The organism is Streptomyces sp. NPDC051315 (assembly GCF_044455165.1).
Classification (GTDB): Bacteria; Actinomycetota; Actinomycetes; order Streptomycetales; family Streptomycetaceae; genus Streptomyces.
Map to the genome: position 1 here is coordinate 226283 of NZ_JBITEN010000002.1, position 24177 is coordinate 250459.

At 72.3% G+C, this 24177-nt stretch carries 25 protein-coding genes and 2 pseudogenes; 9 read left to right on the forward strand and 18 right to left on the reverse strand.

Annotated features, from left to right (window positions below; all coding sequences use genetic code 11):
- The first annotated feature begins 29 nt into the window (after window positions 1-29).
- Entirely contained in the window at window positions 30-308 is a 279-nt protein-coding gene (locus tag ACIBBD_RS04235) for a DUF6332 family protein (RefSeq protein WP_399417743.1), read from the forward strand.
- 231 nt (window positions 309-539) lie between these two features.
- Here ACIBBD_RS04235 and ACIBBD_RS04240 read toward each other — a convergent pair whose 3' ends face one another.
- The 3 genes and pseudogenes from ACIBBD_RS04240 to ACIBBD_RS04250 all read right to left on the reverse strand — a co-directional run bounded on the left by ACIBBD_RS04240 (window position 540) and on the right by ACIBBD_RS04250 (window position 2354).
- Window positions 540-968, reverse strand: a complete 429-nt coding sequence (locus ACIBBD_RS04240) for a response regulator transcription factor (RefSeq protein WP_399417744.1) — start codon at window positions 966-968, stop codon at window positions 540-542.
- A pseudogene (locus ACIBBD_RS04245) lies at window positions 965-1450 on the reverse strand (sensor histidine kinase); the annotation flags it as partial. The pseudogene ACIBBD_RS04245 and the gene ACIBBD_RS04240, both read right to left, overlap by 4 nt.
- A 211-nt stretch (window positions 1451-1661) precedes the next feature.
- The gene (locus ACIBBD_RS04250; protein ID WP_399417745.1) at window positions 1662-2354 is read right to left on the reverse strand and encodes a TetR/AcrR family transcriptional regulator; all 693 of its coding nucleotides are present in this window, start codon (window positions 2352-2354) and stop codon (window positions 1662-1664) included.
- A gap of 146 nt (window positions 2355-2500) precedes the next feature.
- Here ACIBBD_RS04250 and ACIBBD_RS04255 point away from each other — a divergent pair, with 146 nt between their 5' ends.
- Window positions 2501-2953 (forward strand): nitroreductase family deazaflavin-dependent oxidoreductase, encoded by a 453-nt coding sequence (locus ACIBBD_RS04255; RefSeq protein WP_399417746.1) that lies wholly within the window; start codon window positions 2501-2503, stop codon window positions 2951-2953.
- 9 nt (window positions 2954-2962) lie between these two features.
- Here the strand turns inward: ACIBBD_RS04255 and ACIBBD_RS04260 are convergent, their stop codons facing one another.
- Entirely contained in the window at window positions 2963-4195 is a 1233-nt protein-coding gene (locus ACIBBD_RS04260) for a geranylgeranyl reductase family protein (protein WP_399417747.1), read from the reverse strand.
- A gap of 134 nt (window positions 4196-4329) precedes the next feature.
- Between ACIBBD_RS04260 and ACIBBD_RS04265 the strand changes: the two genes are divergently transcribed.
- Window positions 4330-5685: a dipeptidase gene (locus ACIBBD_RS04265; RefSeq protein ID WP_399417748.1), complete on the forward strand. Its 1356-nt coding sequence runs from the start codon at window positions 4330-4332 to the stop codon at window positions 5683-5685.
- 64 nt (window positions 5686-5749) lie between these two features.
- The gene (locus ACIBBD_RS04270) at window positions 5750-6466 is read left to right on the forward strand and encodes an MBL fold metallo-hydrolase (RefSeq protein ID WP_399417749.1); all 717 of its coding nucleotides are present in this window, start codon (window positions 5750-5752) and stop codon (window positions 6464-6466) included.
- Between the two features lie 229 nt (window positions 6467-6695).
- Here ACIBBD_RS04270 and ACIBBD_RS04275 read toward each other — a convergent pair whose 3' ends face one another.
- From ACIBBD_RS04275 to ACIBBD_RS04285, 3 genes are all read right to left on the reverse strand, one after another.
- Window positions 6696-7736, reverse strand: a complete 1041-nt coding sequence (locus tag ACIBBD_RS04275) for an NUDIX domain-containing protein (protein ID WP_399417750.1) — start codon at window positions 7734-7736, stop codon at window positions 6696-6698.
- Between the two features lie 141 nt (window positions 7737-7877).
- A complete protein-coding gene (locus ACIBBD_RS04280; protein WP_399417751.1) occupies window positions 7878-8078 on the reverse strand; it encodes a hypothetical protein in 201 nt (66 codons plus the stop codon).
- Between the two features lie 285 nt (window positions 8079-8363).
- Window positions 8364-9317 carry an ROK family protein gene (locus ACIBBD_RS04285; RefSeq protein ID WP_399417752.1) on the reverse strand — a complete coding sequence of 318 codons (954 nt, stop codon included), beginning with the start codon at window positions 9315-9317 and terminating at the stop codon, window positions 8364-8366.
- A gap of 229 nt (window positions 9318-9546) precedes the next feature.
- On the opposite strand from ACIBBD_RS04285, the gene ACIBBD_RS04290 reads away from it, so the two are divergent.
- Window positions 9547-10596: a LacI family DNA-binding transcriptional regulator gene (locus ACIBBD_RS04290; protein ID WP_399417753.1), complete on the forward strand. Its 1050-nt coding sequence runs from the start codon at window positions 9547-9549 to the stop codon at window positions 10594-10596.
- A 276-nt stretch (window positions 10597-10872) separates the two neighbouring features.
- Here ACIBBD_RS04290 and ACIBBD_RS04295 read toward each other — a convergent pair whose 3' ends face one another.
- Window positions 10873-11793, reverse strand: coding sequence for a LysR family transcriptional regulator (locus ACIBBD_RS04295; RefSeq protein WP_399417754.1), 921 nt, complete (start codon window positions 11791-11793; stop codon window positions 10873-10875).
- A gap of 98 nt (window positions 11794-11891) precedes the next feature.
- Between ACIBBD_RS04295 and ACIBBD_RS04300 the strand changes: the two genes are divergently transcribed.
- Window positions 11892-12257 carry a YybH family protein gene (locus ACIBBD_RS04300; protein ID WP_399417755.1) on the forward strand — a complete coding sequence of 122 codons (366 nt, stop codon included), beginning with the start codon at window positions 11892-11894 and terminating at the stop codon, window positions 12255-12257.
- 239 nt (window positions 12258-12496) lie between these two features.
- Complete coding sequence (locus tag ACIBBD_RS04305) at window positions 12497-12886, forward strand: VOC family protein (protein WP_399417756.1); 390 nt, start codon at window positions 12497-12499, stop codon at window positions 12884-12886.
- Window positions 12887-12961: 75 nt separating this feature from the next.
- Here ACIBBD_RS04305 and ACIBBD_RS04310 read toward each other — a convergent pair whose 3' ends face one another.
- The gene (locus ACIBBD_RS04310) at window positions 12962-14266 is read right to left on the reverse strand and encodes a DUF6986 family protein (protein ID WP_399417757.1); all 1305 of its coding nucleotides are present in this window, start codon (window positions 14264-14266) and stop codon (window positions 12962-12964) included.
- 175 nt (window positions 14267-14441) lie between these two features.
- Between ACIBBD_RS04310 and ACIBBD_RS04315 the strand changes: the two genes are divergently transcribed.
- Window positions 14442-15425, forward strand: a complete 984-nt coding sequence (locus tag ACIBBD_RS04315) for an endonuclease/exonuclease/phosphatase family protein (protein WP_399417758.1) — start codon at window positions 14442-14444, stop codon at window positions 15423-15425.
- Between the two features lie 57 nt (window positions 15426-15482).
- Here ACIBBD_RS04315 and ACIBBD_RS04320 read toward each other — a convergent pair whose 3' ends face one another.
- The 5 genes and pseudogenes from ACIBBD_RS04320 to ACIBBD_RS04340 form a co-directional block, all read right to left on the reverse strand.
- Window positions 15483-16445 (reverse strand): electron transfer flavoprotein subunit alpha/FixB family protein, encoded by a 963-nt coding sequence (locus ACIBBD_RS04320; protein WP_399417759.1) that lies wholly within the window; start codon window positions 16443-16445, stop codon window positions 15483-15485.
- 51 nt (window positions 16446-16496) lie between these two features.
- On the reverse strand, window positions 16497-17285 hold the full coding sequence (locus ACIBBD_RS04325) for an electron transfer flavoprotein subunit beta/FixA family protein (protein WP_399417760.1): 789 nt from the start codon (window positions 17283-17285) through the stop codon (window positions 16497-16499).
- 218 nt (window positions 17286-17503) lie between these two features.
- On the reverse strand, window positions 17504-18013 hold the full coding sequence (locus tag ACIBBD_RS04330; RefSeq protein WP_399417761.1) for a flavin reductase family protein: 510 nt from the start codon (window positions 18011-18013) through the stop codon (window positions 17504-17506).
- A 44-nt stretch (window positions 18014-18057) separates the two neighbouring features.
- Window positions 18058-18138 (reverse strand): putative leader peptide, encoded by an 81-nt coding sequence (locus tag ACIBBD_RS04335; protein WP_399098874.1) that lies wholly within the window; start codon window positions 18136-18138, stop codon window positions 18058-18060.
- An 83-nt stretch (window positions 18139-18221) separates the two neighbouring features.
- Window positions 18222-18634 (reverse strand): annotated as a pseudogene (locus tag ACIBBD_RS04340) (thioredoxin family protein).
- A 477-nt stretch (window positions 18635-19111) separates the two neighbouring features.
- On the opposite strand from ACIBBD_RS04340, the gene ACIBBD_RS04345 reads away from it, so the two are divergent.
- On the forward strand, window positions 19112-19840 hold the full coding sequence (locus tag ACIBBD_RS04345; protein ID WP_399417762.1) for a lysophospholipid acyltransferase family protein: 729 nt from the start codon (window positions 19112-19114) through the stop codon (window positions 19838-19840).
- A gap of 177 nt (window positions 19841-20017) precedes the next feature.
- Here ACIBBD_RS04345 and ACIBBD_RS04350 read toward each other — a convergent pair whose 3' ends face one another.
- The 4 genes from ACIBBD_RS04350 to ACIBBD_RS04365 all read right to left on the reverse strand — a co-directional run bounded on the left by ACIBBD_RS04350 (window position 20018) and on the right by ACIBBD_RS04365 (window position 23945).
- Window positions 20018-20590, reverse strand: coding sequence for a transglutaminase domain-containing protein (locus ACIBBD_RS04350; protein ID WP_399417763.1), 573 nt, complete (start codon window positions 20588-20590; stop codon window positions 20018-20020).
- 102 nt (window positions 20591-20692) lie between these two features.
- Entirely contained in the window at window positions 20693-21763 is a 1071-nt protein-coding gene (locus ACIBBD_RS04355) for a threonine aldolase family protein (protein WP_399417764.1), read from the reverse strand.
- Entirely contained in the window at window positions 21760-22506 is a 747-nt protein-coding gene (locus tag ACIBBD_RS04360; protein ID WP_399418126.1) for an SDR family NAD(P)-dependent oxidoreductase, read from the reverse strand. The genes ACIBBD_RS04355 and ACIBBD_RS04360 overlap by 4 nt, the downstream gene beginning before the upstream one ends.
- Before the next feature lie 41 nt (window positions 22507-22547).
- Window positions 22548-23945, reverse strand: coding sequence for a DUF6421 family protein (locus tag ACIBBD_RS04365; RefSeq protein ID WP_399417765.1), 1398 nt, complete (start codon window positions 23943-23945; stop codon window positions 22548-22550).
- Between the last annotated feature and the right edge of the window lie 232 nt (window positions 23946-24177).

Below are 24177 nucleotides of genomic sequence, written 5' to 3' on the forward strand. Positions count from 1 at the left end.
GCCGGGCGCACGCCTGTGAGACTTGCCGGATGAGCGTTCACGGGGGACGGCGCACACAGGCCGAGCGGGATGCCGTCACCATCGAGATCGGGTACGCGCTGTTCAGCGCGGCCTTCGCCGCGGCCGTACTCTTCGGGGCGGTCGCCGGCCCGGCGCTGCTGTTCCGCCTTCCGGACCTCGTCGAGACATGGTCGCTGCGGGCCGGGAGCGTGCTCGCGGCCGTGGTGTTCGCCGCCCGGGTGGTGAGCGTGCTGGTGCGCTTCCGCGCCGATGGCGGTCAGCCCGGCCGCACCAACCCCGACTCGTAGGCCGGCACACGACGAGTTGGACCCGGTCGCACGCGCCCAGCTTCACCATCGTGCGGCTGACGTGGGTCTTGGCGGTGAGCGGGCTGACGACCAGCTGCGGGCGATCTCCTGTCGGACAGGTCGATCCCGACCAGCGCCATCACCTCCCGCGCCCGCTCGGTGAGCCGGCCCGACGCGCCCGCGCCGCGGGCTCCTTGGACCGCGCGGCGAACTCGGCGATCAGTCGGCGGGTCACGCCGGCGGGAACAGCGCGTCACCGGCCACCACCGCCCGCACGGCGCGCAGGAGTTCGTCCGGCTCGGTGTCCTTGACGAGGAAGCCGGAGGCGCCCGAGCGGATCGCTTCGAGGACGTACTCGTCCAGCGCGAAGGTGGTCCGTATGACCGCCTTCACCTCGGTGAGCGCCTCGTCCTCGGTGATCCGGCAGGTCGCGGCCGGCCCGTCGAGCCGGGGCTTGCGGATGTCCGTCAGGACGACGTCCGGTCGCAGCGCCCGCACCTGACGCACCGCCTCCTCACCGTCGGCGGCCTCCCCGCGACCTCCATGTCGGGCTGAGCGTCCAGCAGCGCGTTGGAACCCCGCCCGCACCAGTGACTGGTCGCCGGCGAGCAGGACGCGGATCACCGGTCCTCCCCGGCCTTCGACGGCAGCCCGGCTCACGTCTGCTCCTCCTCCGTCCCGGCCGGCAGGACGGTCGGCGCCCGGAAGCAGCCGTCCTTCCGCGGTCCCGCCTCGATCGTGCCCCCAGGGCCGTGGCCCGCTCCCGCATGCCCGCGTCCCGTTGCCGCCGCCCGCGTCGGCGTGCGCCGCCGGCCCGTCGTCGATCCGCAACCGCAGCGTCCCGCCCGCGTCCGAGGTGCACGCACGCACGTCGGGAGCCCGAGGGGCGTACGACGTCGGTGAGGGCCTCCTGGACGATCCGGAACGCGGCGAGGTCCGTACCGGGCGGCAGCCGGGGCGGCTCCCCCGTCACCTCGACGGTCAGGTCCGGCGCGCCGGGCCTGCTCCACCAGCTCGGGGAGCCGGTCCAGGCCGGGCGCCGGGGCGTGCGGGGCGTGGCCCGGGGTGCGGAGGATTTCCAGGACCTGGCGCACCGCGCCGAGGGCCTCCTTGCCGGTGGCGAGCGCGGTGCGCGCCTGCTTTCCGCGTCCTGCGGGTGGCCGGCCCAGGGCGGCCCGTACCGTCCCCACCGGGCCGGCCCGCCGCGCTCACGCACCCGCTCCTCGTCCATGTCCGCCCCGCTGGACGCCCCGGGCCGCGCCGGACGCCCACCGGGCGAGGTGACCGGGCGTCCTCCCGACGAAGTACGCCGGGAGGACCGAGTGCGGTACGCGCCACCGGCCGTGCCGCTCGTCAGGTCAGTCCCACCCCGTGGGCCAGCCGTGTCACCGCGTGCCGGAAGAACGGCTCGCGCTCCTCCACCACCCGGTGGAACTGTCCGAACACCTCGAAGCCCACCAGCCCGTACAGCTGGGCCCAGGCCGCGACCAGCGCCGCGACCGCCTCCGGGGGCAGGTCGGGCGCCAGGTCGGCCGCCATCCGCTCCGCGTCTGGACGCAGGTCGGCGGGGAGCGGCGGCTCGACGGGCCGGGTCCGCCCCCGCCGCGCGTCGCGCACGATGTCGATGAGGAGGGTGCCGACGCGGGCGGCGGCGGGGACCGTCGTCTCGGGCGCGCTGTAGCCGGGCACCGGCGAGCCGTAGATCAGGGCGTACTCGTGCGGGTGCGCCAGTGCCCAGCCGCGGACCCCCTCGCAGACCGCGACCCAGCGCCGCACGGGGCCGGCGTCCCCGACGGCCGCGTGGGCTGCCTCCGCGCTCTCGCCCAGGGAGTCGTAGGCGTCGATGATGAGCGCGGTGAGGAGGTCGTCGCGGCTCGGGAAGTAGCGGTACAGCGCGGACGAGACCAGGCCGAGCTCCCGGGCCACGGCCCGCAGGGAGAGTTTGGCGGCGCCCTCGGCCGCGAGCTGCCTGCGGGCCTCGTCCTTGATGGCGGCGGTGACTTCGATCCGGGCGCGGGCTCGTGCCCCTCGTGCGCTGCTGCTCATGGAGCCAGTGTCCCATGCGGACGGAGCAGTGCACACAAGCGAGAGCGCCGAACAAAAAAGAGAGCACTGCTCTTGCGATGGATCACCGATCGGGTGCAGACTCCTCGTGAGCGAGAGCACCGCTCTCCCAGAAGCCGGGGGTCACCATGTCGTCGTCGCCGTACTACCTCAAGGGCAGCCCGCTCAACGTCCGTCTCAACAGCGTCATCGGCTGGCTGGCCCGGCACGGGCTCAGCATCGCGGGCACGGCGGAGATGTCCGTGCGGGGCCGCAAGAGCGGTCGGATGCAGCGCATCCCGGTCAACCCGCACACGTACGGGGGCGGGCGGTACCTGGTCTCGGCCCGCGGCCACTCCCAGTGGGTGCGCAACATGCGCGCCGCCGGCGGGGGCGAACTGCGCGTGGGCCGCAAGGTCCGCGCGTTCTCCGCGGTGGAGCTCTCCGACGCGGAGAAGCTCCCGATCCTGCGGACCTACCTGGAGAAGTGGGGCTGGGAGGTCAACCAGTACTTCAACGGGGTCACGGCCAGGTCCACCGACGCGGAGATCGTGGCCGCCGCCCCCGACCACCCGGTGTTCCGGATCACGGTCGAGGGCTGAGCCGGCCTCTCAGGAACCGCTCTCCTCGACCGCCTGCCGCCGGTCCATCATGGTCAGCGCGCGCTGGGCGAGCGGGTGGGTCCGGACGAGTTCGCCCAGCGTCGTCCGGCCGCGGGTGATGTCCGTGAACGCCCGCCAGGCGGGGCGGAAGCCGGTCAGGGCCGCGTGGAAGAGACCCGGGCGGCGCTCGAACGCGGCCAGCATCCGCTTGCCGACGCTCATCTCCACCCCGAGACCCGCCTTGACCGCGAACGCGTAGTTCAGGGCCTGGCGGCGGGTGTCGACCGCGTCGTGCGCCTCCGCGATGCGGACCGCCCACTCGCCCGCGAGCCGGCCCGAGCGCAGCGCGAAGGAGATGCCCTCCCGGGTCCACGGCTCGAGGAGACCCGCCGCGTCCCCGCAGACCAGTACCCGCCCGCGTGAGAGCGGGGAGTCGTCGGCGCGGCAGCGGGTCAGATGGCCGGAGGAGATGCTCGGTTCGAAGCCGGCGAGACCGAGCCGCCCGACGAAGTCCTCCAGGTACCGCTTGGTGGCGGCGCCCTCACCGCGCGCCGAGATCACCCCGACCGTCAGCGTGTCGCCCTTGGGGAACACCCAGCCGTAACTGCCGGGCATCGGGCCCCAGTCGATGAGCACCCGCCCCTTCCAGTCCTCGGCGACCGTCTCCGGGACCGGGATCTCCGCCTCCAGGCCGAGGTCCACCTGGTCGAGCTTCACCCCGACGTGCGCTCCTATGCGGCTGGCGCTGCCGTCGGCGCCGACGACCGCGCGGGCCAGCAGCGTCTCGCCGCCCTGCAGCACGACCGCGACCGTCCGCCGGTCCGGCACCGCCGAGCCGTGCTGCTCGACACGCTGCACGGTGACGCCGGTGCGCACCTCGGCGCCCGCCTTCTGGGCGTGCTCGACGAGCTGTTGGTCGAACTCGGGCCGGTTGATCAGGCCGAACAGCATCTGCCGGGAGCGGCGGGTACGCGTGAAGCGCCCGTTGTGGGAGAACGTCACGGCGTGCACCCGGTCCCGCAGGGGCAGCTCGAAGCCGGGGGGCAGCGCGTCGCGTGAGGGGCCGATGATGCCGCCGCCGCACGTCTTGTAGCGGGGCAGCTCCGCCTTCTCCAGCAACAGCACGCGCCGCCCCGTGACCGCCGCCGCGTAGGCGGCCGAAGCCCCCGCGGGTCCCGCGCCCACCACGACCACGTCCCACACCCGCCGCACGTCGTCCGCCGAAGAGTTCTCGCTGCTCACGATGGTCTACTGCTCCCGATCAAGCCGCCTGCCGCACCTGTCCCCCGCATCCTACGACCGAGATCGTCACAGCCCGCTGTGGGAGGATCGTCGGCACTCATCGGTACAACGTCGCACCCACAAGGAGCGTGCCCATGTCGTCGCATCCGGTCGCCGAGACCATCGCCTCCCTGATGCCCAGGGCCAGGGCGGAGCTCGCCGAACTGGTCGCCTTCAAGTCGGTGGCGGACTTCGACCAGTTCCCCAGGAGCGAGAGCGAGGCCGCGGCGAACTGGATAGCGGACGCGCTGCGCACCGAGGGCTTCGAGGACGTGGCCCTGCTCGACACCCCGGACGGAACCCAGTCCGTCTACGGCTACCTGCCCGGGCCCGCGGGCGCCCGGACCGTCCTGCTCTACGCCCACTACGACGTGCAGCCGCCCCTGGACGAGGCCGGCTGGGCGACCCCGCCCTTCGAACTGACCGAGCGCGACGGCCGCTGGTACGGGCGTGGCACCGCCGACTGCAAGGGCGGCTTCATCATGCACCTGCTGGCCCTGCGCGCCCTCAAGGCGAACGGCGGGGTCCCGGTCCACGTCAAGGTGATCGTCGAGGGTTCCGAGGAGCAGGGCACGGGTGGCCTGGAGCGCTACGCGGAGCGGCACCCGGAGCTGCTGAAGGCCGACACCATCGTCATCGGCGACGCCGGCAACTTCCGGGTCGGCCTGCCCACCGTCACCTCCACCCTGCGCGGCATGACCATGCTGCGGGTGCGGATCGACACGCTGGCGGGCAACCTGCACTCCGGCCAGTTCGGCGGCGCGGCCCCCGACGCGCTCGGCGCACTGATCCGCGTCCTGGACTCGCTGCGCGCCGAGGACGGCTCGACGACCGTCGACGGCCTGACCGACGGCGCGCCCTGGGAAGGCCTGCAGTACGACGAGGAGCAGTTCCGCGAGGACGCCAAGGTCCTCGACGGCGTGCAGCTGATCGGCTCCGGCACGGTCGCCGACCGCATCTGGGCCCGCCCGGCCGTGACCGTCCTCGGCATCGACTGCCCGCCGGTCGTCGGCGCCACCCCGTCCGTGCAGGCGAGCGCCCGCGCGCTGATCAGCCTGCGGGTGCCGCCGGGCGTCGACGCGGCGGAGGCGACCAAGCTGCTCCAGGCCCACCTGGAGGCGCACACCCCGTGGGGGGCGCGCGTGCAGACCGAACAGATCGGCCAGGGCCAGCCGTTCAGCGCCGACACCGCGAGCCCTGCGTACGCGGCGATGGCCGAGGCGATGGCGGTGGCCTACCCGGGCCAGGAGATGCAGTACGCCGGCCAGGGCGGCTCCATCCCGCTGTGCAACACCCTCGCCGCCCTCTACCCGCACGCGGAGATCCTCCTCATCGGCCTGAGCGAGCCTGAGGCCCAGATCCACGCGGTCAACGAGAGCGTGTCCCCGGAGGAGCTGGAGCGCCTCTCGGTGGCGGAGGCCCTGTTCCTGCGCACCTACGCGGCGAGCTGATCCGCCGGCTCTGCCCTCGGCAGAGGGCCCCGCCCGCGGGCGGGGCCCTCTCTACGGTCGTCCCATGGACGTCGTAGAACTCCTCCCCCGTCTCCACCTCCTGCGCTTCCCGGTCGGCCAGGCCTACCTCTGGCGCGACGGCGGCGCGTTGACGCTCGTCGACGCCGGGCCGCCCGGCTCCGGAAAGGCGATCGCCGGCGCGGTGACGGCCCTGGGGCACACCCCGCGGGCCGTACGGCGTGTCGTGCTGACCCACTTCCACGAGGACCACGCGGGCGGAGCCGCCGAGTTCGCGGCCCTGTCCGGGGCGCGGGTGCTGGCGCACATGGCGGACGTGGACGTCCTGCGGCGCCGGGTCCCCGCCCCGCCACCGGTACTGGAGGACTGGGAGCGCCCCCTGCACGCCGCCGCACTGAGCCGGCTGCCCTCCGGCGACTTCGCGCGGCCCGCGGAGATCACCGAGGTGGCCGACGGCGACGTCCTCGGCTTCGGCGACGGCGCACGGGTGGTCCACGTACCCGGACACACCCACGGCAGCATCGCGCTGCACCTGCCGCGCCACAGGGTGCTGTTCACGGGCGACACGATCGCCGCCTCACCCGTCGACGGGGCGGTCATGCCGGGCGTGTTCAATCTTGACCGGACCCTGGTGCTCGCCGCCCTCCGGCGACTGGCGGGCCTGGAGGCGGACGTGGCCTGTTTCGGCCACGGCGACCCGGTGACCGAACGGGCCTCGGCCGTCCTGCGCGAAGCGGCTGACACACATCATGCCCCACGCTGACGACGACGATCACGGCCTCCGGCACGCGGCCGTCCGCCCACCACGAACCGTCCCGCGCCTGCGCCGAGGGACTGCGGCCCGAGGGATCCCGAACGGGACCGCCGCCCTCCTCGGCCGCCACGCTCCGGTCGCCGGCGTCATGACCGACGTCGAGCGGCGGCTGCGGGAGGAGGACAGGGTCGGCCCCGTACCCGGCGCGGGCACTGCGGCGCGCCCGGCGCCTCGTGGCTCAGCCGACCGGGATCCCCGCCTCCAGGTAGAGCGCGGCTCCCCGCTCCCGGGCCCGCAACGCCCAGCGCAGCCGCTCGTAGCGGACCGGCGGCAGCAGGTCGGCCGCCTCCTCCTCCGTGACGAAGCGCCAGGCGCGCAGCTCAGGCCCGGGCAGCAGCAGCCCCTCGGCCGCCGCCGAGTCCAGCCGGCCCCCGTCGAACAGGAGGCGCAGACCGCCGTATCCGGGAGGCGTCGGCCGTTCCCAGTCGACGACGAGCAGCCGGGGTACGTCGTCCAGCCGGACGCCGGTCTCCTCCTCGACCTCGCGCATGCCCGCGCGCGCGGGCGCCTCGCCGGGCTCCACCACACCGCCGGGGAACTCCCAGCCGGGCTTGTAGGTCGGGTCGACGAGCAGGACCCGGTCCCGCTCGTCGAAGAGCAGTACCCCGGCGGCCAGCGTCTCGGCGGTGGGCTCGGGGGTCTGCACGATGTCACAGGCGGACACGTCACCACTGGCGACGGCCTCCGCTATGCGCACGGCGGTCTCGTACGGGGTGAGGTCGCTGCTGTCGACCGGGTGGGCGTCCGCGGTGAGCCAGGCGGCGAGGGCGGCGCGGTACGGCTCGATGTGGTCGTAGGACCACTGCCGCGCGCGCATCTCGCCGTCGGGGAGGTCGGGCGGGACCTCCCGCCCGGCTATTCGCTCACGCAGGATCGTTTCCGCCGGGGCGAGGAGCACATGCCGGACCGGGATGCGCCGGGCGGCGAGGCCGCCGAAGATCTCGTCACGGTACTCCTGGCGCAGCAGCGTCATGGGGACGACGAGGGTGCCGCCGAGCTCACCGAGCAGCGCCGCCGCGGTGTCGATCACGAGCCGTCGCCAGATCGGCAGGTCCTGGAAGTCGCCGACCTCGGCGAGGCGTTTGGGCGGCAGCAGATGCGGGAGCGCCGCGCCGATGACCTCTGGGTCGAAGAGCGTGCTGTTCGGGATCAGGTCGATCAGTTCGCGCGCGGTGGTGGTCTTCCCCGCACCGAACGCACCGTTGACCCAGACGATCACGTTTCCCCCTCTTCTGTTGGCCCCCTGTGGCTTGCCCGCTCCACCCTGCCACGGAAACCGCGATCCGTTGAGGGCGCGTCGACGCCGTGGCGCCGGCCCCCTCGCGGTGGGGACCGGCGCCACGGCCTCGTACGGAACCCGTCAGTCGCTGTCGCCGCCCAGGGCCCTCTCGTCGACACCCGAGAGGCTGTCACTGGCGACGGTCCGGTCGAGCGTGCTGAGGGTGTCCCCCACGTTCAGCCCGTCGAGGTCCTCACCGCCGAGACCGTGCGAGGGGGTGATCGCCGCGACGACGAAGCCGGTGGCGAGGGAGGCGATGGCGAGCATGCTGCGCTTCTTCATGCCGGGATCAACTGCGCAGCCCGCGGGAGGTCACGCGGCAACCGAAAGGCGCACCGGACGGGATGACCGCCGGCGCCCCGACGGCCGAGAGCCGGGGCGTCATGGGCCCGGTCGCCGACGAGACCGACCGGTGCGGTGGGTGAAGACGTCCCGGGGGGCCAGCCGGCGACGGCGGCCGGACCGCTGCCCGTGGGTCTGCGGCCGCGGACCTCATCCGGATGCCCTCGCCTCCGGTGAAGGAACGTTCCGCCAGCCGCTGCCCCACCCTCGCCGGCAGTCGCTGCCTCACACCCCGGCCGCCGTCACCCCGGGCCGCCTCGCGAGCGCCGCCGCGGCCGCTCCCACCAGCCCCGCGTCGGTGCCCGTCCGGGCGGGCACCACGGTCAGGCGCCGGACGAACGACAGGGTCGCGTAGTCGGCGAGCGAGCGCCGCAGGGGCGTGAAGAGCACGTCGCCGGCCTTGCCCACGCCTCCGCCGATCACCGCGATGTCGATCTCGACGAGGGTCGCGGTGGCGGCGATACCGGCGGCCAGGGCCTGGGCGGCACGCTCGAAGGAGGCCACGGCGACCGGGTCGCCCGCGCGGGCCGCCGCGGCCACCGCGGCGGCGGACGTGTCGCCGTCCGGGCCGGGCCGCCAACCGTTCTCGAGGGCGCGGCGGGCGATGTTCGGGCCGCTGGCGAGGCGCTCCACGCAGCCCCGCGCCCCGCACGGACACGGATCGCCGTCGAGATCGACGCTGATGTGGCCGATGTGGCCGGCGTTGCCGGTGGGGCCCGCGTGCAGTCGGCCACCGAGGACCAGACCGCCTCCGACGCCGGTGGAGACCACCATGCACAGCGCGTTGTCATGGCCGCGGGCGGCCCCCTGCCAGTGCTCGGCGGCCGTGATGGCCACACCGTCGCCGATCAGCTCGACGGGGAGATTCCCGGTCACCGCGCGGACCCGCTCCACCAGCGGATAGCCGCGCCAGCCGGGCACGTTCACCGGGCTCACCGTGCCGGTGGAGGCGTCCACCGGGCCCGCGCTGCCGATGCCCACGGCGTGCGCGCGCCCCCACAGCGGCGATGCCGTCACATCACGCAGCACCGCCTCGACGGCCCGCATCACGGTGTCGCCGTCCTCCTGGGCGGGCGTGGGCCGCTGGGCGCGGGCCAGGATCGTGCCGTCGCCGTCGACCAGCGCTCCGGCGATCTTGGTGCCGCCGATGTCGAGCGCGGCCACGAGGTCGGTGTGCATCAAAGTCTCGGTTCTCCCCGTCAACCAGTGGAAAAGGGCCGACCGGTCCAGCGGTGGGGGGCGTGGGCCGGAGAGGTGTGGTGGCCCGCGGCGCGGAGGCGGCGTGGGCCGGATGGACAGTCTCTCCCGCATCTGACAACGTTGTCCAGGGCCTATGCTCGACGCCACCTCCTCATACACCTCCCGGGACGCCCACATACCCGGCGACAACAGGACAGGACACCGCATCGTGCCCGAGACGCCCCGCCGCCCCGTCGGCCTCTCCGGAACTCGCTACGGCAACCGTCCCACCATGAAGGACGTCGCCGCACGCGCGGGGGTCGGTCTGAAGACCGTCTCGCGGGTGGTGAACGGCGAGCCGGGCGTCACGCCGGAGACGGAGCGGCGCGTCCAGGAGGCCATCGACGCGCTCGGCTTCCGCCGCAACGACAGCGCGCGGGTGCTGCGCAAGGGCCGTACCGCGAGCATCGGCCTGGTCCTGGAGGACCTCGCCGACCCGTTCTACGGTCCGCTCAGCCGCGCGGTGGAGGAGGTGGCCCGCGCCCACGGCGCACTGCTGATCAACGGCTCCAGCGCCGAGGACCCGGACCGCGAGCAGGAGCTGGCGCTGGCGCTGTGCGCGCGGCGGGTGGACGGCCTGGTGGTCATCCCGGCCGGGGACGACCACCGCTACCTGGAGCCCGAGATCAAGGCGGGCGTGGCCACGGTCTTCGTCGACCGGCCGGCCGGCCGGATCGACGCCGACTGCGTCCTGTCGGACAACTTCGGGGGCGCCCGGGAGGGGGTCGCCCACCTCATCGCGCACGGGCACCGCCGGATCGGCTTCGTCGGCGACATGCCGCGCATCCACACCGCGGCGGAACGTCTGCGCGGCTACCGGGCCGCCATGGAGGACGCTGGCATAGCGATCGAGGACGCCTGGATGTCCCTCGGGGTCACGGATCCCGGGCGGGTGCGCCGGGCGACCGAGGAGATGCTGTCCGGACCCACGCCGGTCACGGCCGTCTTCTCGGGCAACAACCGGGTGACCGTCACCGTCATCCGGGTGCTCGCCGAGCAGTCCCGGCGGGTCGCCCTCGTGGCCTTCGACGACCTGGAGCTCGCCGACCTCCTCCAGCCGGGCGTCACCGTGGTCGCCCAGGACGCGGCCGCCCTCGGCCGGACTGCCGCCGAGCGCCTCTTCCAGCAACTGGACGGCACCCTGCTCACCCCCGAGCGCATCCAGCTGCCCACCCGGCTCATCACGCGAGGATCGGGCGAGCTGCCCCCGGCGGACTGAGCCGCGCGTGCGGGAACGCGACAGGCACCGCACGCCTCAGAGCTCCGAACAGAAGGGGAGTCCGGCTCGCGACGCCCGGCACGACCAACCGCTCACCTGCCCCGGCGCCTGGCCGGCCGACTCCGGCCGGCGCTGAGATCGATCATGTTCTCTGAACCGGCCCGGAGCGGCCGACTCCTTCGCGCTTCCCGGCGCCCGTCCCGGAAGGCCCCCGGCGGCCCGGAGGGCGGCGAAGTCGGCGTGCGCCGCGGTGACGGCACGTTCGACGCCCCGCTGTCAGGGGGTGGGCCCGTGGGTTCGCGGGAAGGTCGCGGGGTCGGGCTCGGTGAAGGCCTGCCGGCTGTGCACAACCAACTCACGCACCCCCGGGTGGTGCGTGCTCTTCCAGATCAGGGCGAGCACTGCGGGTGTGTCCAGATCATCGATGGTGCAGGCGGTGAGCCGGTCACGGTGGTGCGCGGCCATGGACTCGCTGAGGACGGCGACGGCGAGCCGGCGGGCGGCGAGGTCGGCGATCGCGTCCGGGGCGCTGGCTTGCAGAGTGATCACGGGCCGGAGGCTCTGTGCGGCGCAGGCCTGGTCGAACACCGTGCGCAGGCCGGTGCCTGGCGGCATGCACACGATCGGGTGGGCGATCAGATCGCGCAGGGTGACCCGCCGCTGTGTGGCCAGAGGGTGCCCGGCCGGGACTGCCGCGACGAGCCGCTCGCGGATGACGGTCAGCGCCTCCAGCCCGTCGGGGGTGGCGACTGCGGCCCCGATGAGCGCCACGTCGACAGCGCCGGTGCGCACTCCCTCGACGAGCCGGTCGGAGCTGTCCTCCAGCAGCGAGATCTCCACCCCTGGATGCGCCTGGTGGAACGCGGCGAGGGCGTCGAACAGCGGGGTGACGGTGCAGCCGATGACCATCCCGACGGTGAGCCGCCCCCGGATCAGACCGGTCACCTCGCCCACTGCCTGGCCGACCGCCCCGGCGGCTGCGAGTGCGGCGCGGGCGGGTTCGAGCGCGGCCTTACCCGCGGCGGTGAGGGTGACGGTGCGGGCGGACCGGTCGAACAGCTCGGCACCGAGTTCCCGTTCCAGCTGGCGGATCTGGGCGCTGACGCCGGACTGGCTGATGTGCACCCGTTCGGCCGCCCGAGTGAAGTTCCGCTCCTCGGCGACTGCGACGAAGTACTCCAGCTGCCTCAGCTCCATGACTGGAGATTCTAGTTCGCAGAAGATCCATCGATTGGACTTCTGGGTCGGTCGACGGCCACGCTGGAAAGCACCGAAGCCGACGTCAGGAGGAATTCATGCCGGAGTACGAGAAGGCCATGCGCCCCGAAGACATCACCCGCTTGTTCGTCGAACGGTCCAACGCCGGCGACGCGGCCGGGGTCGCCGCCCTCTACGAGGAGGACGCCGTGATGGCCTACCCGCCCGGCGAGCTGACGGTGGGGCGGGAGGCGATCCGTGCCCTGTGGGAGAAGGTGCTGGCCCACGGTCCCCGCTTCGAGCCGGAACACCCGCTGCCGACCCTGATCAGCGGCGGCGTCGCCCTCACCTCGACCCCGCCGAAGGACGGGGCCGGCGCGCGGGCGCAGGTCGTCCGGCGCCGGCCCGACGGAAGCTGGCTGCGCCTGCTCGACCGACCCGAGTTCGTCCCGCCCGCCCGCTGACCCCCTCACCTCGGAGAGTGTGCTCACGCGGGTGCCGTACACCTGCCGGTGTCACCGACCCGAGTCGGCGCGCGGCCTACGAATCGGTATCCGACCGCTCGCCGAGGCAAGCCGGGGACGGAATCCGGGCTCGAACACCTCCTCACCCGATAGGGTGATCACACGGCATCGCGTGTCGGTCACCGGCCGGGTGAGGCATGGAGGTGCCCGTGAGTTTGCCTTACGGAGGCATTCCACACATGTCAGTCGAGCTGAACCACACCATCGTCCACGCGCGGGACAACCGGGAGTCCGCGGAGTTCCTCGCCCACATCCTCGGACTCGAAGTCGGCACCGAGTGGGGCCCGTTCGTTCCGATCGGCCTGAGCAACGGCGTCACCCTGGACTTCGCCACCATCCCGGCGGAGTCGATCGTCATGCAGCACTACGCGTTCCTCGTCTCCGACGAGGAGTTCGACGCGGCGTTCGACCGGATCGAGCAGGCGGGGATCACGTACTACGCCGATCCGCACGGGAAGCAGCCGGGTGAGATCAACCATCACCACGGCGGCCGGGGCCTGTACTTCCTGGACCCGGCGGGACACGGCATGGAGATCATCACCACCCCGTACACCTTTCCCGAGCAGTAGCCGGCCCGAACAGTAGCCGGCCCGGGCAGCGGCGGCCGGCCGGGGCTGCGGCGCCCCGGCCGGTCCCCGCCCGGACTACTGCGCCGAGGCCGTCAGGTCCCCCCGGCGGGGCGCCGCGAAACCCTCCAGGGCGGCCCGGGACAGACCGGTCGCCCCGGTCACCTCGGCGAGGTCGAGCGCACCGCAGTCCAGACCGCGCAGCAGGTAGCCGCCGAGGGCCTTGGCGGTGGCGGGCTCGTCCATCACGTCGCCGCCGGCCCGGTTGGCGTAGCGGGACAGGCGCTCGGCGGCCTGGGCGAACCCCTCGCGGTAGAAGGCGAAGACCGCCGCGTACCGGGTCGGGAGGTGACCGGGGTGCATGTCCCAGCCCTGGTAGTAGGCGCGGGCGAGGGCGCGGCGGGTGAGGCCGTAATGCAGGCGCCAGGCGTCGTGCACCTTCTCGGTGGGGCCGACCGGCAGGACGTTCGTCGAGCCGTCCGAGACGCGTACGCCGGTGCCGGCCGCCGCGACCTGCATGACCGCCTTGGCGTGGTCGGCGGCCGGGTGGTCGCCGGCCTGGTAGGCGGCGGAGACGCCGAGACAGGCGCTGTAGTCGAAGGTCCCGTAGTGCAGTCCGGTGGCGCGGCCCTCGGCGGCCTGGATCATGCGGGCGACGGTGGCGGTGCCGTCGGCGGCGAGGATGGCCTGGCTGGTCTCGATCTGGATCTCGAAGCCGAGTCGGCCGGGTGCGAGGCCGCGCGCCTTCTCGAAGGCCTCCAGGAGCCTGACCATCGCGCCGACCTGTTCGGGGTAGGTCACCTTCGGCAGGGTCAGGACCAGCCCGTCGGGCAGGCCGCCGGCCTCCATCAGGCCGGTGAGGAAGATGTCCAGGGTGCGGATGCCCCGGTCGCGGACGGCGGCCTCCATGCACTTCATGCGGATGCCCATGTACGGCGCCGCCGTGCCCTTCGCGCAGGCCTCGGCGATCAGCCGGGCGGCCCGTGCGGCCGCCTCGTCCTCCTCGGCGTCCGGGCGGGGGCCGTAGCCGTCCTCGAAGTCGACGCGCAAGTCCTCGATCGGCTCGCGCTCCAGCTTGGCGCGCACGCGCGCGTGGACCGGCTCGGCCAGTTCGTCGGGAAGGCCGAGGACGGCGCCGAAGGACGCGGCGTCCGGCGCGTGCTCGTCGAGCGCGGCCAGGGCCCGGTCGCCCCAGGCGCGGACGGTGTCGGCGGTGAAGGCGTCACCGGGCACGTAGACGGTGTGGACGGGCTGGCGGGTGCCGGGGTCTCCGGGGTAGCGGCGCTCGAGTTCGGCGTCGACCGGGGCGAGGGAGGCGCTGATCTCCTGGCTGACGGTACCGGCGAGGCTGGTCGCCACCGTCTCCTGCTGGCCCTGACCCATTCCCACACCCTCCTGTTTCCGCTTTACGGAATCAACAATCCGTAGAACGAAGCTATCCGTGGATCTTCCGACCGGTCAACACCCCGTCCACGCCCTGGTCGGGGCCCGCCGCCCCTGCATGCCTTTCGCATCACCGTTCACTCCTTCATCCTGACTGTCGAAGGGGAGGGGGCGTATGCCGGGCACCGGAGGGATCACGCGTCGCGGTGGGCTGCGGACGGCGCTGGCGGCCGTCGCCGCGGTACCGGTCCTGGGGACGGTGCGGGCCTCCGCCCCGCGGCGCGGGACTCCGCGGCCCGTGCGGCCCCGGCACCCGGCCGCGCCCGGCACGACATCCGCCCCGCCGCTGAGGGCCATGACGTTCAACCTGCGCTTCGCGAGCACGGCCGAGCCGAACAGCTGGGCCGACCGCCGCCCGGCCATGCGCGACCTGCTCCGCCGCGCGGCACCGCACGTGATCGGCACCCAGGAGGGCCGGTTGCCGCAGGTGCGCGACATCGAGGCCGACCTGGGCCCGCACTACGACTGGATCGGCACCGGCCGCGGTGGCGGCGACGACGAGTCGATGGCGATCCTCTACGACAACCGGCGGCTCGTCCCGACCTCCTACGCGCACTTCTGGCTGTCCGACACCCCCGGGGTGACGGGATCCAACACCTGGGGCGGGGCGCATCCGCGCATGGTGACCTGGGTCCGATTCCGTGACCTGCTCGACGCGGGACGCGCGTTCTGCGTCCTCAACACGCACCTCGACAACGCGAGCCAGTACGCACGCGTGCGTGCCGCCGCCCTGATCGTGGAGCGGATCAGGGAGTTCGGTCCCTCGCTGCCCGTGGTGGTGACCGGCGACTTCAACGCCGTCGCCCACGACAACGAGGTGTACGACCTCCTGCTCGACGCCGGTCTGGTGGACACCTGGGAGGCGGCGGCCCGGCGCGGTCCGGCCTACGGCACGTTCTCCGACTACCGGCCTCCCGTGCCGGACGGCGACCGGATCGACTGGCTGCTGACCACTCCCGACGTCACCGTCCACCGCGCCTGGATCGACAGCTACGCGCCGGGCGGACGGTTTCCGAGCGACCATCTGCCGGTCTGCGCCACGCTGAGCCTGGGACGCGCAGAGGCCCCCGTGACCGGTCCGGTCACGGGGGCCTCGTAGAGCCCGGCGGCGATCAGCTGATCCGACGGCCAGGTGACCGGGACCAGGTGACGGTGATCAGCCCTTGCGGGCCTTGATCGCCTCGGTGAGCTGAGGGACGACGTCGAACAGGTCGCCGACGACGCCGTAGTCGACCAGGTCGAAGATCGGGGCCTCGGGGTCCTTGTTGACGGCCACGATCGTCTTCGAGGTCTGCATGCCGGCGCGGTGCTGGATCGCGCCGGAGATGCCGTTGGCGATGTACAGCTGCGGCGAGACCGACTTGCCGGTCTGGCCGACCTGGTTGGTGTGCGGGTACCAGCCCGCGTCCACCGCGGCGCGCGAGGCACCGACGGCCGCGCCGAGGGAGTCGGCGAGGGCCTCGATGATCGCGAAGTTCTCCGCGCCGTTGACACCGCGGCCACCGGAGACCACGATCGCGGCCTCGGTCAGCTCCGGACGGCCCGTCGACTCACGCGGCGTGCGGCCGGTGACCTTGGTGCCGGTGGCGAGCGCGCCGAAGGTCACCGACAGGGCCTCGACCGTGCCGGCGGCCGGAGCGGCCTCCACCGCCGCCGAGTTCGGCTTGACGGTGATGACCGGGGTGCCCTTGGACACCCGGGACTTGGTGGTGAAGGACGCGGCGAACACCGACTGGGTGGCCACCGGACCCTCGTCGCCGGCCTCGAGGTCGACGGCGTCGGTGATGATGCCGGAGCCGATGCGCAGCGCCAGACGGGCGGCGATCTCCTTGCCCTCCGCGGAGGAGGACACCAGCACGGCGGCCGGGGAGACGGCCTCGTAGGCGGCCTGGAGCGCGTCCACCTTCGGCACGACCAGGTAGTCGGCGTACTCGGACGCGTCGTGCGTGAGCACCTTCACCGCGCCGTGCTCGGCGAGCGCGGCGGCGGTGTTCTCCGCACCGGCGCCCAGGGCGACGGCGACCGGCTCGCCGATGCGGCGGGCGAGGGTCAGCAGCTCAAGGGTGGGCTTGCGGACGGCACCGTCCACGTGGTCGACGTAGACGAGGACTTCAGCCATGGGATTGCTCTCCTGCGTACGAAAGTTGAGGGGCGGTCAGCGTGTCGAGCCTTAGATGAACTTCTGGCTCGCGAGGAACTCAGCGAGCTGCTTGCCGCCCTCGCCCTCGTCCTTGACGATCGTGCCGGCGGTGCGAGCCGGGCGCTCGGCAGCGGAGTCGACCTTGGTCCAGGCGCCGTCGAGGCCGACCTCGTCGGCCTCGATGTCGAGGTCCGACAGGTCCCAGGACTCCACCGGCTTCTTCTTGGCGGCCATGATGCCCTTGAAGGACGGGTAGCGCGCCTCACCCGACTGGTCGGTGACCGACACGACGGCCGGCAGGGAGGCCTCGAGCTGCTCCGAGGCGGCGTCGCCGTCGCGGCGGCCCTTGACCGTGCCGTCCTCGACGGAGACCTCGGACAGCAGGGTGACCTGCGGGACGCCCAGGCGCTCGGCGAGCAGGGCGGGGACCACACCGCCGGTGCCGTCGGTGGAGGCCATGCCGGAGATGACCAGGTCGTAGCCGGCCTTCTCGATTGCCTTGGCCAGCACGAAGGAGGTGCCGATGGCGTCGGTGCCGTGCAGGTCGTCGTCCTCGACGTGGATCGCCTTGTCGGCACCCATGGACAGCGCCTTGCGCAGCGCGTCCTTGGCGTCCTCGGGGCCCACCGTCAGGACGGTGATCTCCACGTCGTCGTCGGAGTTCTCGGAGATCTGCAGCGCCTGCTCGACCGCGTACTCGTCGAGCTCGGAGAGCAGACCGTCCACGTCGTCCCGGTCGACGGTCAGGTCATCGGCGAAGTGCCGGTCGCCAGTGGCGTCGGGCACGTACTTCACAGTGACAACGATCCTCAAGCTCACGCCGGCTCTCCTACTGCATCGTCAGTTCTCGGCTGCCTTCTTGCAGGCAGCATAGGCGCCACAAGCGGCCGATCCCGATCGGGGCCACCCGCGCTCCGACCGAAATATTACTCGTCAGTACACCCAGTTCGTTCCCGCTAAGCAAGCGCTTTGAACTGTGACCTTCGCAACGCAGCGTAATCGGAATCCGACGATCCCGCAGGAGAGCCGGGCAGTGATCAATCGCGCAGAGCGGTGAACCGGCCCTGGTGGTAGAGCAGCGGGCGGCCCTCTCCGGCCGGATCACCCAGGACGACCTCCGCCAGCACGATGCGATGGTCCCCCGCGGGCACGCGCGCGACGACCCGGCACACCAGCCAGGCGAGCACGTCGTCCAGGACGGGCACCCCCTCCGGCCCCTCCCGCCACGCCGTCGGGGCGCCGAAGCGGTCGGCGCCGCTGCGGGCGAAGGTGACGGCCAGGTCCTGCTGGTGGTCGCCGAGTATGTGCACGCCGACGTGGCCGGCACGGGAGAGCGCCGGCCAGCTGGAGGCGCCGGTGCCGACGCCGAACGAGAGCATCGGCGGGTCGGCGGAGACCGAGGTGAGGGAGGTGGCGGTGAAGCCGACCGGGCCGGACTCGCCGGACGCGGTGATCACCGCCACTCCGGCCGCGTGACGGCGGAAGACGGAGCGCAGCAGGTCGGGTGAGGCGAGCTGGGGGGTGCCGAGGCCGGACGTGGCCGTCATGGAGGTGTCCTTCTGCGGGAGGTGGCGTGGAGATCCGTGGGTGCTCAACGGCCCGGACAGCACGCGCTCGCGGTACGGGCGAGGTCGACGTGGACCCGTCCGTGGAGAAGGAGTTCCTCAGGCATACGGTCAGGCTGACGATAGGTGGTCCGCGCAGTCAAGTGCGTCCCGGCATCCGGGAGACGCCGCGCCCACCCCGGCGCGGGCCTCACACCGCCTCCCCCAGGGCCGCGATGACGTCGGCCTTGCGCGGCTGACCGGCGGCGCGGCGCACGACGCGGCCGTCCCGGTCCAGGACGAGCACGGTCGGGGTCTTGAGGATGCCGAGCTCGCGGACGAGGTCCAGACGGGCCTCGGCGTCGATCTCCAGGTGGGTCACGCCGGGAACCAGGCCGGCGACCTCACCGAGGATCCGGCGGGTCGCCCGGCAGGGGGCGCAGAAGGCGCTGGAGAACTGCACGAGCGTGGCCCGTTCGCCGAGTTCGCCGCCCAGCCGGTCGGCTCCGAGCCGCTGTCCTTCGTCGCGCCCGCGCACGCGCACCCTCCCGCTCCGCCGCCGGTGCAGCGCTCCGTGGGCGCTCGCCACCGCGAGCGCCCCGCGCACACCAGGAGTCCGGTCATCACCCGCACAGCATCCACGAGACGGCAAAGATTCCCGCCACCGGGAGCATTTCCCCCACCATCGTCCGGCCGACGCCCGCGGCGACGGAGCCCGAGCCGCCGGAGCCGCCGCGGTCCGCCCAGGCGGTGGGGCTGGTCTGCCCGGACGTGGGCCTGGCCGGCTGTGACCGGCGGCAACCGGGCGGCACTCGCGGCCGCGTTCCTCGACACCGCCTTCGGGTATCGCATGGAGGTGCGAAATGCACCGACATGTACCGCTTGTACGCCGGGTGATGTAGGTACGGAGTAAAGATGATCTGATGACACAGGGCGATTCGGGGGAAGACGTGACGAGGATCTCGCGGTTCGGCGGCACCAGAGCTGGCTACCCGGCCGTTCTTCGGGCACGATCTGCGAGATGCCGTAAACCTACGGCTGCGTAACTTTGCCGTCGGGGGTGTGCTCCCGGGCAGAGAGAAGGAAGGGTCCGCCCCGCCCATGGCAGAGATTGTCTACCGCCCCGTTGTCGGCCTCGCCCAGACGCTGTTCAAGGTCTGGGACCTCAAGATCGACTGCCAGGGGTCGGAAAACATCCCGCGCTCGGGCGGAGCCGTGCTGGTGAGCAATCACATCAGCTACCTCGACTTCATCTTCAGCGGACTGGCCGCGCTCCCACAGAAGCGTCTCGTGCGGTTCATGGCCAAGGACTCGGTCTTCCGGCACCGGATCTCCGGTCCGCTGATGCGTGGCATGAAGCACATCCCCGTGGACCGCACGCAGGGCGAGGCGGCGTACGCGCACGCCCTGGACTCACTGCGTTCCGGTGAGATCGTCGGCGTCTTCCCGGAGGCCACCATCTCCGAGTCGTTCACCCTGAAGAGCTTCAAGTCGGGTGCCGCCCGGCTGGCCCAGGAGGCGGGCGTCCCGCTGATCCCGATGGCCCTGTGGGGCACGCAGCGGCTGTGGACCAAGGGGCACCCGCGCAACTTCAAGCGCAGCCACACCCCCATCACCATCCGGGTCGGCGAGGCGGTCGAGGCCTCCCGCGACAAGTACGCGGGCGCGATCACCCGGCAGCTGCGCGAGCGCGTCCAGGAGCTCCTGGAGGCCGCCCAGCGCGCCTACCCGGTGCGCCCCAAGGACGCGAACGACACCTGGTGGATGCCGGCCCATCTCGGCGGCACGGCGCCGACGCCCGAGCAGGTCCGCGAGGCCGAGAGCCGCTGACGGCTCTCTCCCCGCCCCCGCGCCGGGGGCGGGCCGCGGCGGCCCACAGGACCCGGCCAGGAATCGGAAGCCCGGCGTCGGGCCCCTCGCCACGGCCGCTCGGCTGTTGTCCACCGGACCCGCTACGGCCGGTCGCGCGCGACGGGGACACCGGCAAGCGCGGCCACGGCGGGGCCCTCACAGCGCCGTGGGGAGCGTTCGCCACAGGGACGGCCGGTCGGGGGCGGCCTGCAGCGCGCTCAGGACGGCCGGGTGCGGTGCGGCGTACAGGACCGGGTGGTCCAGTTCGCCGGCCTCGGTGTCGGGAGTGAAGGCCAACTGTTCGCCGTCCAGGGAGAACTGGGCGTTCACACCGGGCTTGTTGCCCCGGGGGTCCTGGCGGTGCCAGGCGCCGTTGAAGCGGACGGCGACGAGCCCGTGCACCACGTCGAACTTCTGGTAGCACAGGGCGGTGGGGATGTCCTCGGCCCGCAGCAGCGCGGCCAGCGCGTGCGCCTTGGCGTAGCAGATGCCCGTCCGCCGCTCCAGCACGTCGGAGGCGCGCCAGGTGACGCGCAGATCGCCGGAGTCCTGCGAATGGGGAATCGTGTCGCGGACGAACTCATACGCCAGTCGCGCATAAGCATACGAGTCCGCCGCATCCTCGGCGAGGCGCGCGGCCGTGTCACGCACCCGTGGATGGTCATGGTCGATGACCTCGTCAGCGGCCAGGTAGGCAGACAGGTCGGGGTTCTCCTGGATCAGCTCCATGGCTGGAGAGCATAGGAATGCGATCACCCGACAGTCAATGACTTTTCAGGTGACCGCATACCTATACATTGGCCGTTGGCGCCGCTCGTTTTGCGCCGTCCGTCAGCGCGCCATCTCCTCCTTGAGCGCCGCCACGAAGGCGTCCACATCTTCCTCCGTCGTGTCGAAGGCGCACATCCAGCGCACCACGCCGGCCGCCTCGTCCCAGAAGTAGAACCGGAACCGCTTCTGCAGCCGCTCGCTCACGTCGTGCGGGAGCTTCGCGAAGACGCCGTTGGCCTGCACCGGGTGGAGGATCTCGACGCCGTGCACGGCCCGCACGCCCTCGGCCAGGCGCTGGGCCATCTCGTTGGCGTGGCGGGCGTTGCGCAGCCAGAGGTCCTTGGCGAGCAGGGCCTCCAACTGCACCGACACGAAGCGCATCTTGGAGGCGAGCTGCATGGACAGCTTGCGCAGGTGCTTCATCCGGCGGACGGCGTCCTGGTTGACGACGACGACGGCCTCGCCGAACATCGCCCCGTTCTTCGTCCCGCCCAGGGAGAGGATGTCGACGCCGACCGCGTTCGTGAACGTCCGCATCGGCACGTCCAGGGAGGCGGCGGCGTTCGCTATCCGGGAGCCGTCGAGGTGCACCTTCATCCCGTGCGCGTGCGCGTGCTCGCAGATGGCGCGGATCTCGTCGGGCGTGTACAGCGTGCCCAGCTCGGTGCTCTGGGTGATCGAGACGACCTGCGGCATCGCGCGGTGCTCGTCCTCCCAGCCGTACGCCTGCCGGTCGATCAGCTCGGGGGTGAGCTTGCCGTCCAGGGTGGGGACGGTGAGCAGCTTCAGTCCGCCCATGCGCTCGGGCGCGCCGCCCTCGTCGACGTTGATGTGGGCGCTCTCGGCGCAGATCACCGCGCCCCAGCGGTCGGTGACCGCCTGGAGCGCGACGACGTTGGCGCCGGTGCCGTTGAAGACCGGGAAGGCCTCTGCCGTGGCCCCGAAGTGGCTGCGGACGATCCGCTGGAGGTTCTCGGTGTAGACGTCCTCGCCGTACGCGACCTGGTGGCCGCCGTTGGCCAGGGCCAGGGCGGCCATCACCTCCGGGTGCACCCCGGCGTAGTTGTCGCTGGCGAAACCGCGGACCTGCGGGTCGTGGTGGCGACGTGCGTCGCTCTTGGGTGGGTTCACGGCTTCTCGGTGAGCCACAGACGGTGTCCGTTCACTTCGGCGGCGGACTTCTCCCAGACACCCACGACGGCCTCGGCCAGGTCCTTGACGTCGGTGAAGCCCGCGAACTTCGCGTTGGGGCGCTCGGCGCGCATGGCGTCGTGCACCAGTGCCTTCACCACCAGGATCGCAGCCGCCGACGTCGGCCCCTCGGCGCCCCCGGCCTTGCGGAAGAAGTCGGCCATGGCCAGCGTCCACGCCTCGGCGGCGGCCTTGGCCGCGGCGTAGGCGGCGTTGCCCGCGGTGGGCTTGCTGGCACCCGCGGCGCTGATCAGGACGTAGCGCCCGCGGTCGCTGCGCTGCAGCGCCTCGTGGAACGCGAGGGAGGTGTGCTGCACGGTGCGGACGAGCAGCATCTCCAGGAAGTCCCAGTCGTCGAGACTCGTCCTGGTGAAGGTCTCGCTGCCGCGCCAGCCGCCGACGAGGTGGACCAGACCGTCGACGTGGCCGTAGTCCTTCTCGATGCGGGCGGCCCAGTCCCGGGTGGCCTGCAGGTCGAGCAGGTCGACCGTGTCCCCGGTGACCGTCGCGCCGCCGTGCGCGTAGCTCGCGGCGTCCACGGCCTCCGACAGCCGCTCCGGGTCGTTGTCCGAACCGACGACGGTCGCCCCCGCCTCGGCGAGGCTGATCAGTGCCGCCCGGCCGGCGGGTCCGCCCGCGCCGGCCACCGCGATCACCGCACCGCTGAGAGCCCCGTTCTGCATGGTCTTCGCCTCCTGAGCCGTGTTCTCGGTACGGCGGTCGCTCATGCGGCGATCCGCTCGGCACCGTCCGCCGTGATGCCCCGGGTGGAGGCGATCACGTTCTTGAGCTTCTTGGACAGTGCCTCATAGAACATGCTCAGCGGAAACTCGTCCGGAAGCACGTCATCGACGAGCTTGCGCGGCGGCTGCGTCAGGTCCAGGGCGTCGGGGCCCTTGGCCCACTTGGAGCCCGGGTGCGGGGGGAGGTAGGTGGAGACCAGCTCGTACCCGGCGAACCAGTGGACGAGCTTCGGGCGGTCGATGCCGTCCCGGTAGAGCTTCTCGATCTCGGCGCACAGCTCGTTGGTGACCTGCGGGGCGCGCTGCCAGTCGATGAACAGCTTGTTGTCGGTCCAGCGGACGACGTCGTGCTTGTGCAGGTAGGCGAAGAGCAGCTGACCGCCCAGGCCGTCGTAGTTGCGCACGCGCTCGCCGGTCACGGGGAAGCGGAACATGCGGTCGAACAGCACCGCGTACTGCACGTCACGGGCCTGCGGGACGCCGTCGGCCTCCAGCTTGACGGCCTCCTTGAAGGCCGTGAGGTCGCAGCGCAGCTCCTCCAGGCCGTACATCCAGAACGGCTGGCGCTGCTTGATCATGAACGGGTCGAAGGGCAGGTCGCCGTGGCTGTGGGTGCGGTCGTGGACCATGTCCCACAGGACGAAGGCCTCCTCGCAGCGCTTCTGGTCGTGGACCATCGCGGCGATGTCCTCGGGCAGCTCGAGACCCAGGATGTCGACGGCGGCGGCGGTGACGCGGCGGAAGCGGGCCGCCTCGCGGTCGCAGAAGATGCCGCCCCAGGAGAACCGCTCCGGTGCCTCGCGCACCGCGATGGTCTCCGGGAAGAGGACGGCGGAGTTGGTGTCGTAGCCGGCCGTGAAGTCCTCGAAGGTGATGCCGCAGAAGAGCGGGTTGTCGTAGCGGGTGCGCTCCAGCTCGGCCAGCCAGTCGGGCCAGACCATGCGCAGCACGACCGCCTCGAGGTTGCGGTCCGGGTTGCCGTTCTGCGTGTACATCGGGAAGACGACCAGGTGCTGGAGGCCGTCCGCCCGGTTGGCGGCGGGCTGGAAGGCCAGCAGCGAGTCGAGGAAGTCCGGCACGCCGAAGCCGCCGTCGGCCCAGCGGCGCAGGTCGCCGGCGAGGGCCCGGTGGTAGTCCGCGTCGTGCGGGAGCAGCGGGGACAGCTCCCCGACCGCCTCGATCACACGCCGCACGGCCTCCTCGGCGTCGGCGGGTGCGGGAGCGCCCTCGGCCGTGAAGTCGATCGATCCGTCCTTCGACTGCCACGGGCGGATCCGCTCCACGGCATCCTTGAGCACGGGCCACGCCGGGTGCTCCACCACCCTGGCCACGGGAGGAACCTGTTCCTCCGCACCCACCTGCACAAGAATTTCCGTCATGTCCCATCCTCCACGGGCGAACCTCTCGTACGGACACCGTATGCATACGAGGTTTCCCTCAGCAAGAGGATCATCGGGAAATTATCCTGTGCACCCCCCATGGTCACCGCGCTTTTTCCTGTGTGATACCGGATGTGCGATGACTTTCGCTACAGGGTCGCGGGTAGGGGAACCCGCGGTGCACGCACATGTCCATGTCGGCCCGGGGCCACTAGGCTGCGGGCTCTTCCAG

Coding starts and splice junctions, on each gene's coding strand:
- ACIBBD_RS04235 (WP_399417743.1), top strand. CDS start 30: ATGAGCGTTCACGGGGGACGGCGCACACAGGCCGAGCGGGATGCCGTC.
- ACIBBD_RS04250 (WP_399417745.1), bottom strand. CDS start 2,354: ATGAGCAGCAGCGCACGAGGGGCACGAGCCCGCGCCCGGATCGAAGTC.
- ACIBBD_RS04255 (WP_399417746.1), top strand. CDS start 2,501: ATGTCGTCGTCGCCGTACTACCTCAAGGGCAGCCCGCTCAACGTCCGT.
- ACIBBD_RS04265 (WP_399417748.1), top strand. CDS start 4,330: ATGTCGTCGCATCCGGTCGCCGAGACCATCGCCTCCCTGATGCCCAGG.
- ACIBBD_RS04270 (WP_399417749.1), top strand. CDS start 5,750: ATGGACGTCGTAGAACTCCTCCCCCGTCTCCACCTCCTGCGCTTCCCG.
- ACIBBD_RS04280 (WP_399417751.1), bottom strand. CDS start 8,078: ATGAAGAAGCGCAGCATGCTCGCCATCGCCTCCCTCGCCACCGGCTTC.
- ACIBBD_RS04285 (WP_399417752.1), bottom strand. CDS start 9,317: ATGCACACCGACCTCGTGGCCGCGCTCGACATCGGCGGCACCAAGATC.
- ACIBBD_RS04295 (WP_399417754.1), bottom strand. CDS start 11,793: ATGGAGCTGAGGCAGCTGGAGTACTTCGTCGCAGTCGCCGAGGAGCGG.
- ACIBBD_RS04300 (WP_399417755.1), top strand. CDS start 11,892: ATGCCGGAGTACGAGAAGGCCATGCGCCCCGAAGACATCACCCGCTTG.
- ACIBBD_RS04305 (WP_399417756.1), top strand. CDS start 12,497: ATGTCAGTCGAGCTGAACCACACCATCGTCCACGCGCGGGACAACCGG.
- ACIBBD_RS04310 (WP_399417757.1), bottom strand. CDS start 14,266: ATGGGTCAGGGCCAGCAGGAGACGGTGGCGACCAGCCTCGCCGGTACC.
- ACIBBD_RS04315 (WP_399417758.1), top strand. CDS start 14,442: ATGCCGGGCACCGGAGGGATCACGCGTCGCGGTGGGCTGCGGACGGCG.
- ACIBBD_RS04320 (WP_399417759.1), bottom strand. CDS start 16,445: ATGGCTGAAGTCCTCGTCTACGTCGACCACGTGGACGGTGCCGTCCGC.
- ACIBBD_RS04330 (WP_399417761.1), bottom strand. CDS start 18,013: ATGACGGCCACGTCCGGCCTCGGCACCCCCCAGCTCGCCTCACCCGAC.
- ACIBBD_RS04335 (WP_399098874.1), bottom strand. CDS start 18,138: ATGCCTGAGGAACTCCTTCTCCACGGACGGGTCCACGTCGACCTCGCC.
- ACIBBD_RS04345 (WP_399417762.1), top strand. CDS start 19,112: ATGGCAGAGATTGTCTACCGCCCCGTTGTCGGCCTCGCCCAGACGCTG.
- ACIBBD_RS04350 (WP_399417763.1), bottom strand. CDS start 20,590: ATGGAGCTGATCCAGGAGAACCCCGACCTGTCTGCCTACCTGGCCGCT.
- ACIBBD_RS04360 (WP_399418126.1), bottom strand. CDS start 22,506: ATGCAGAACGGGGCTCTCAGCGGTGCGGTGATCGCGGTGGCCGGCGCG.
- ACIBBD_RS04365 (WP_399417765.1), bottom strand. CDS start 23,945: ATGACGGAAATTCTTGTGCAGGTGGGTGCGGAGGAACAGGTTCCTCCC.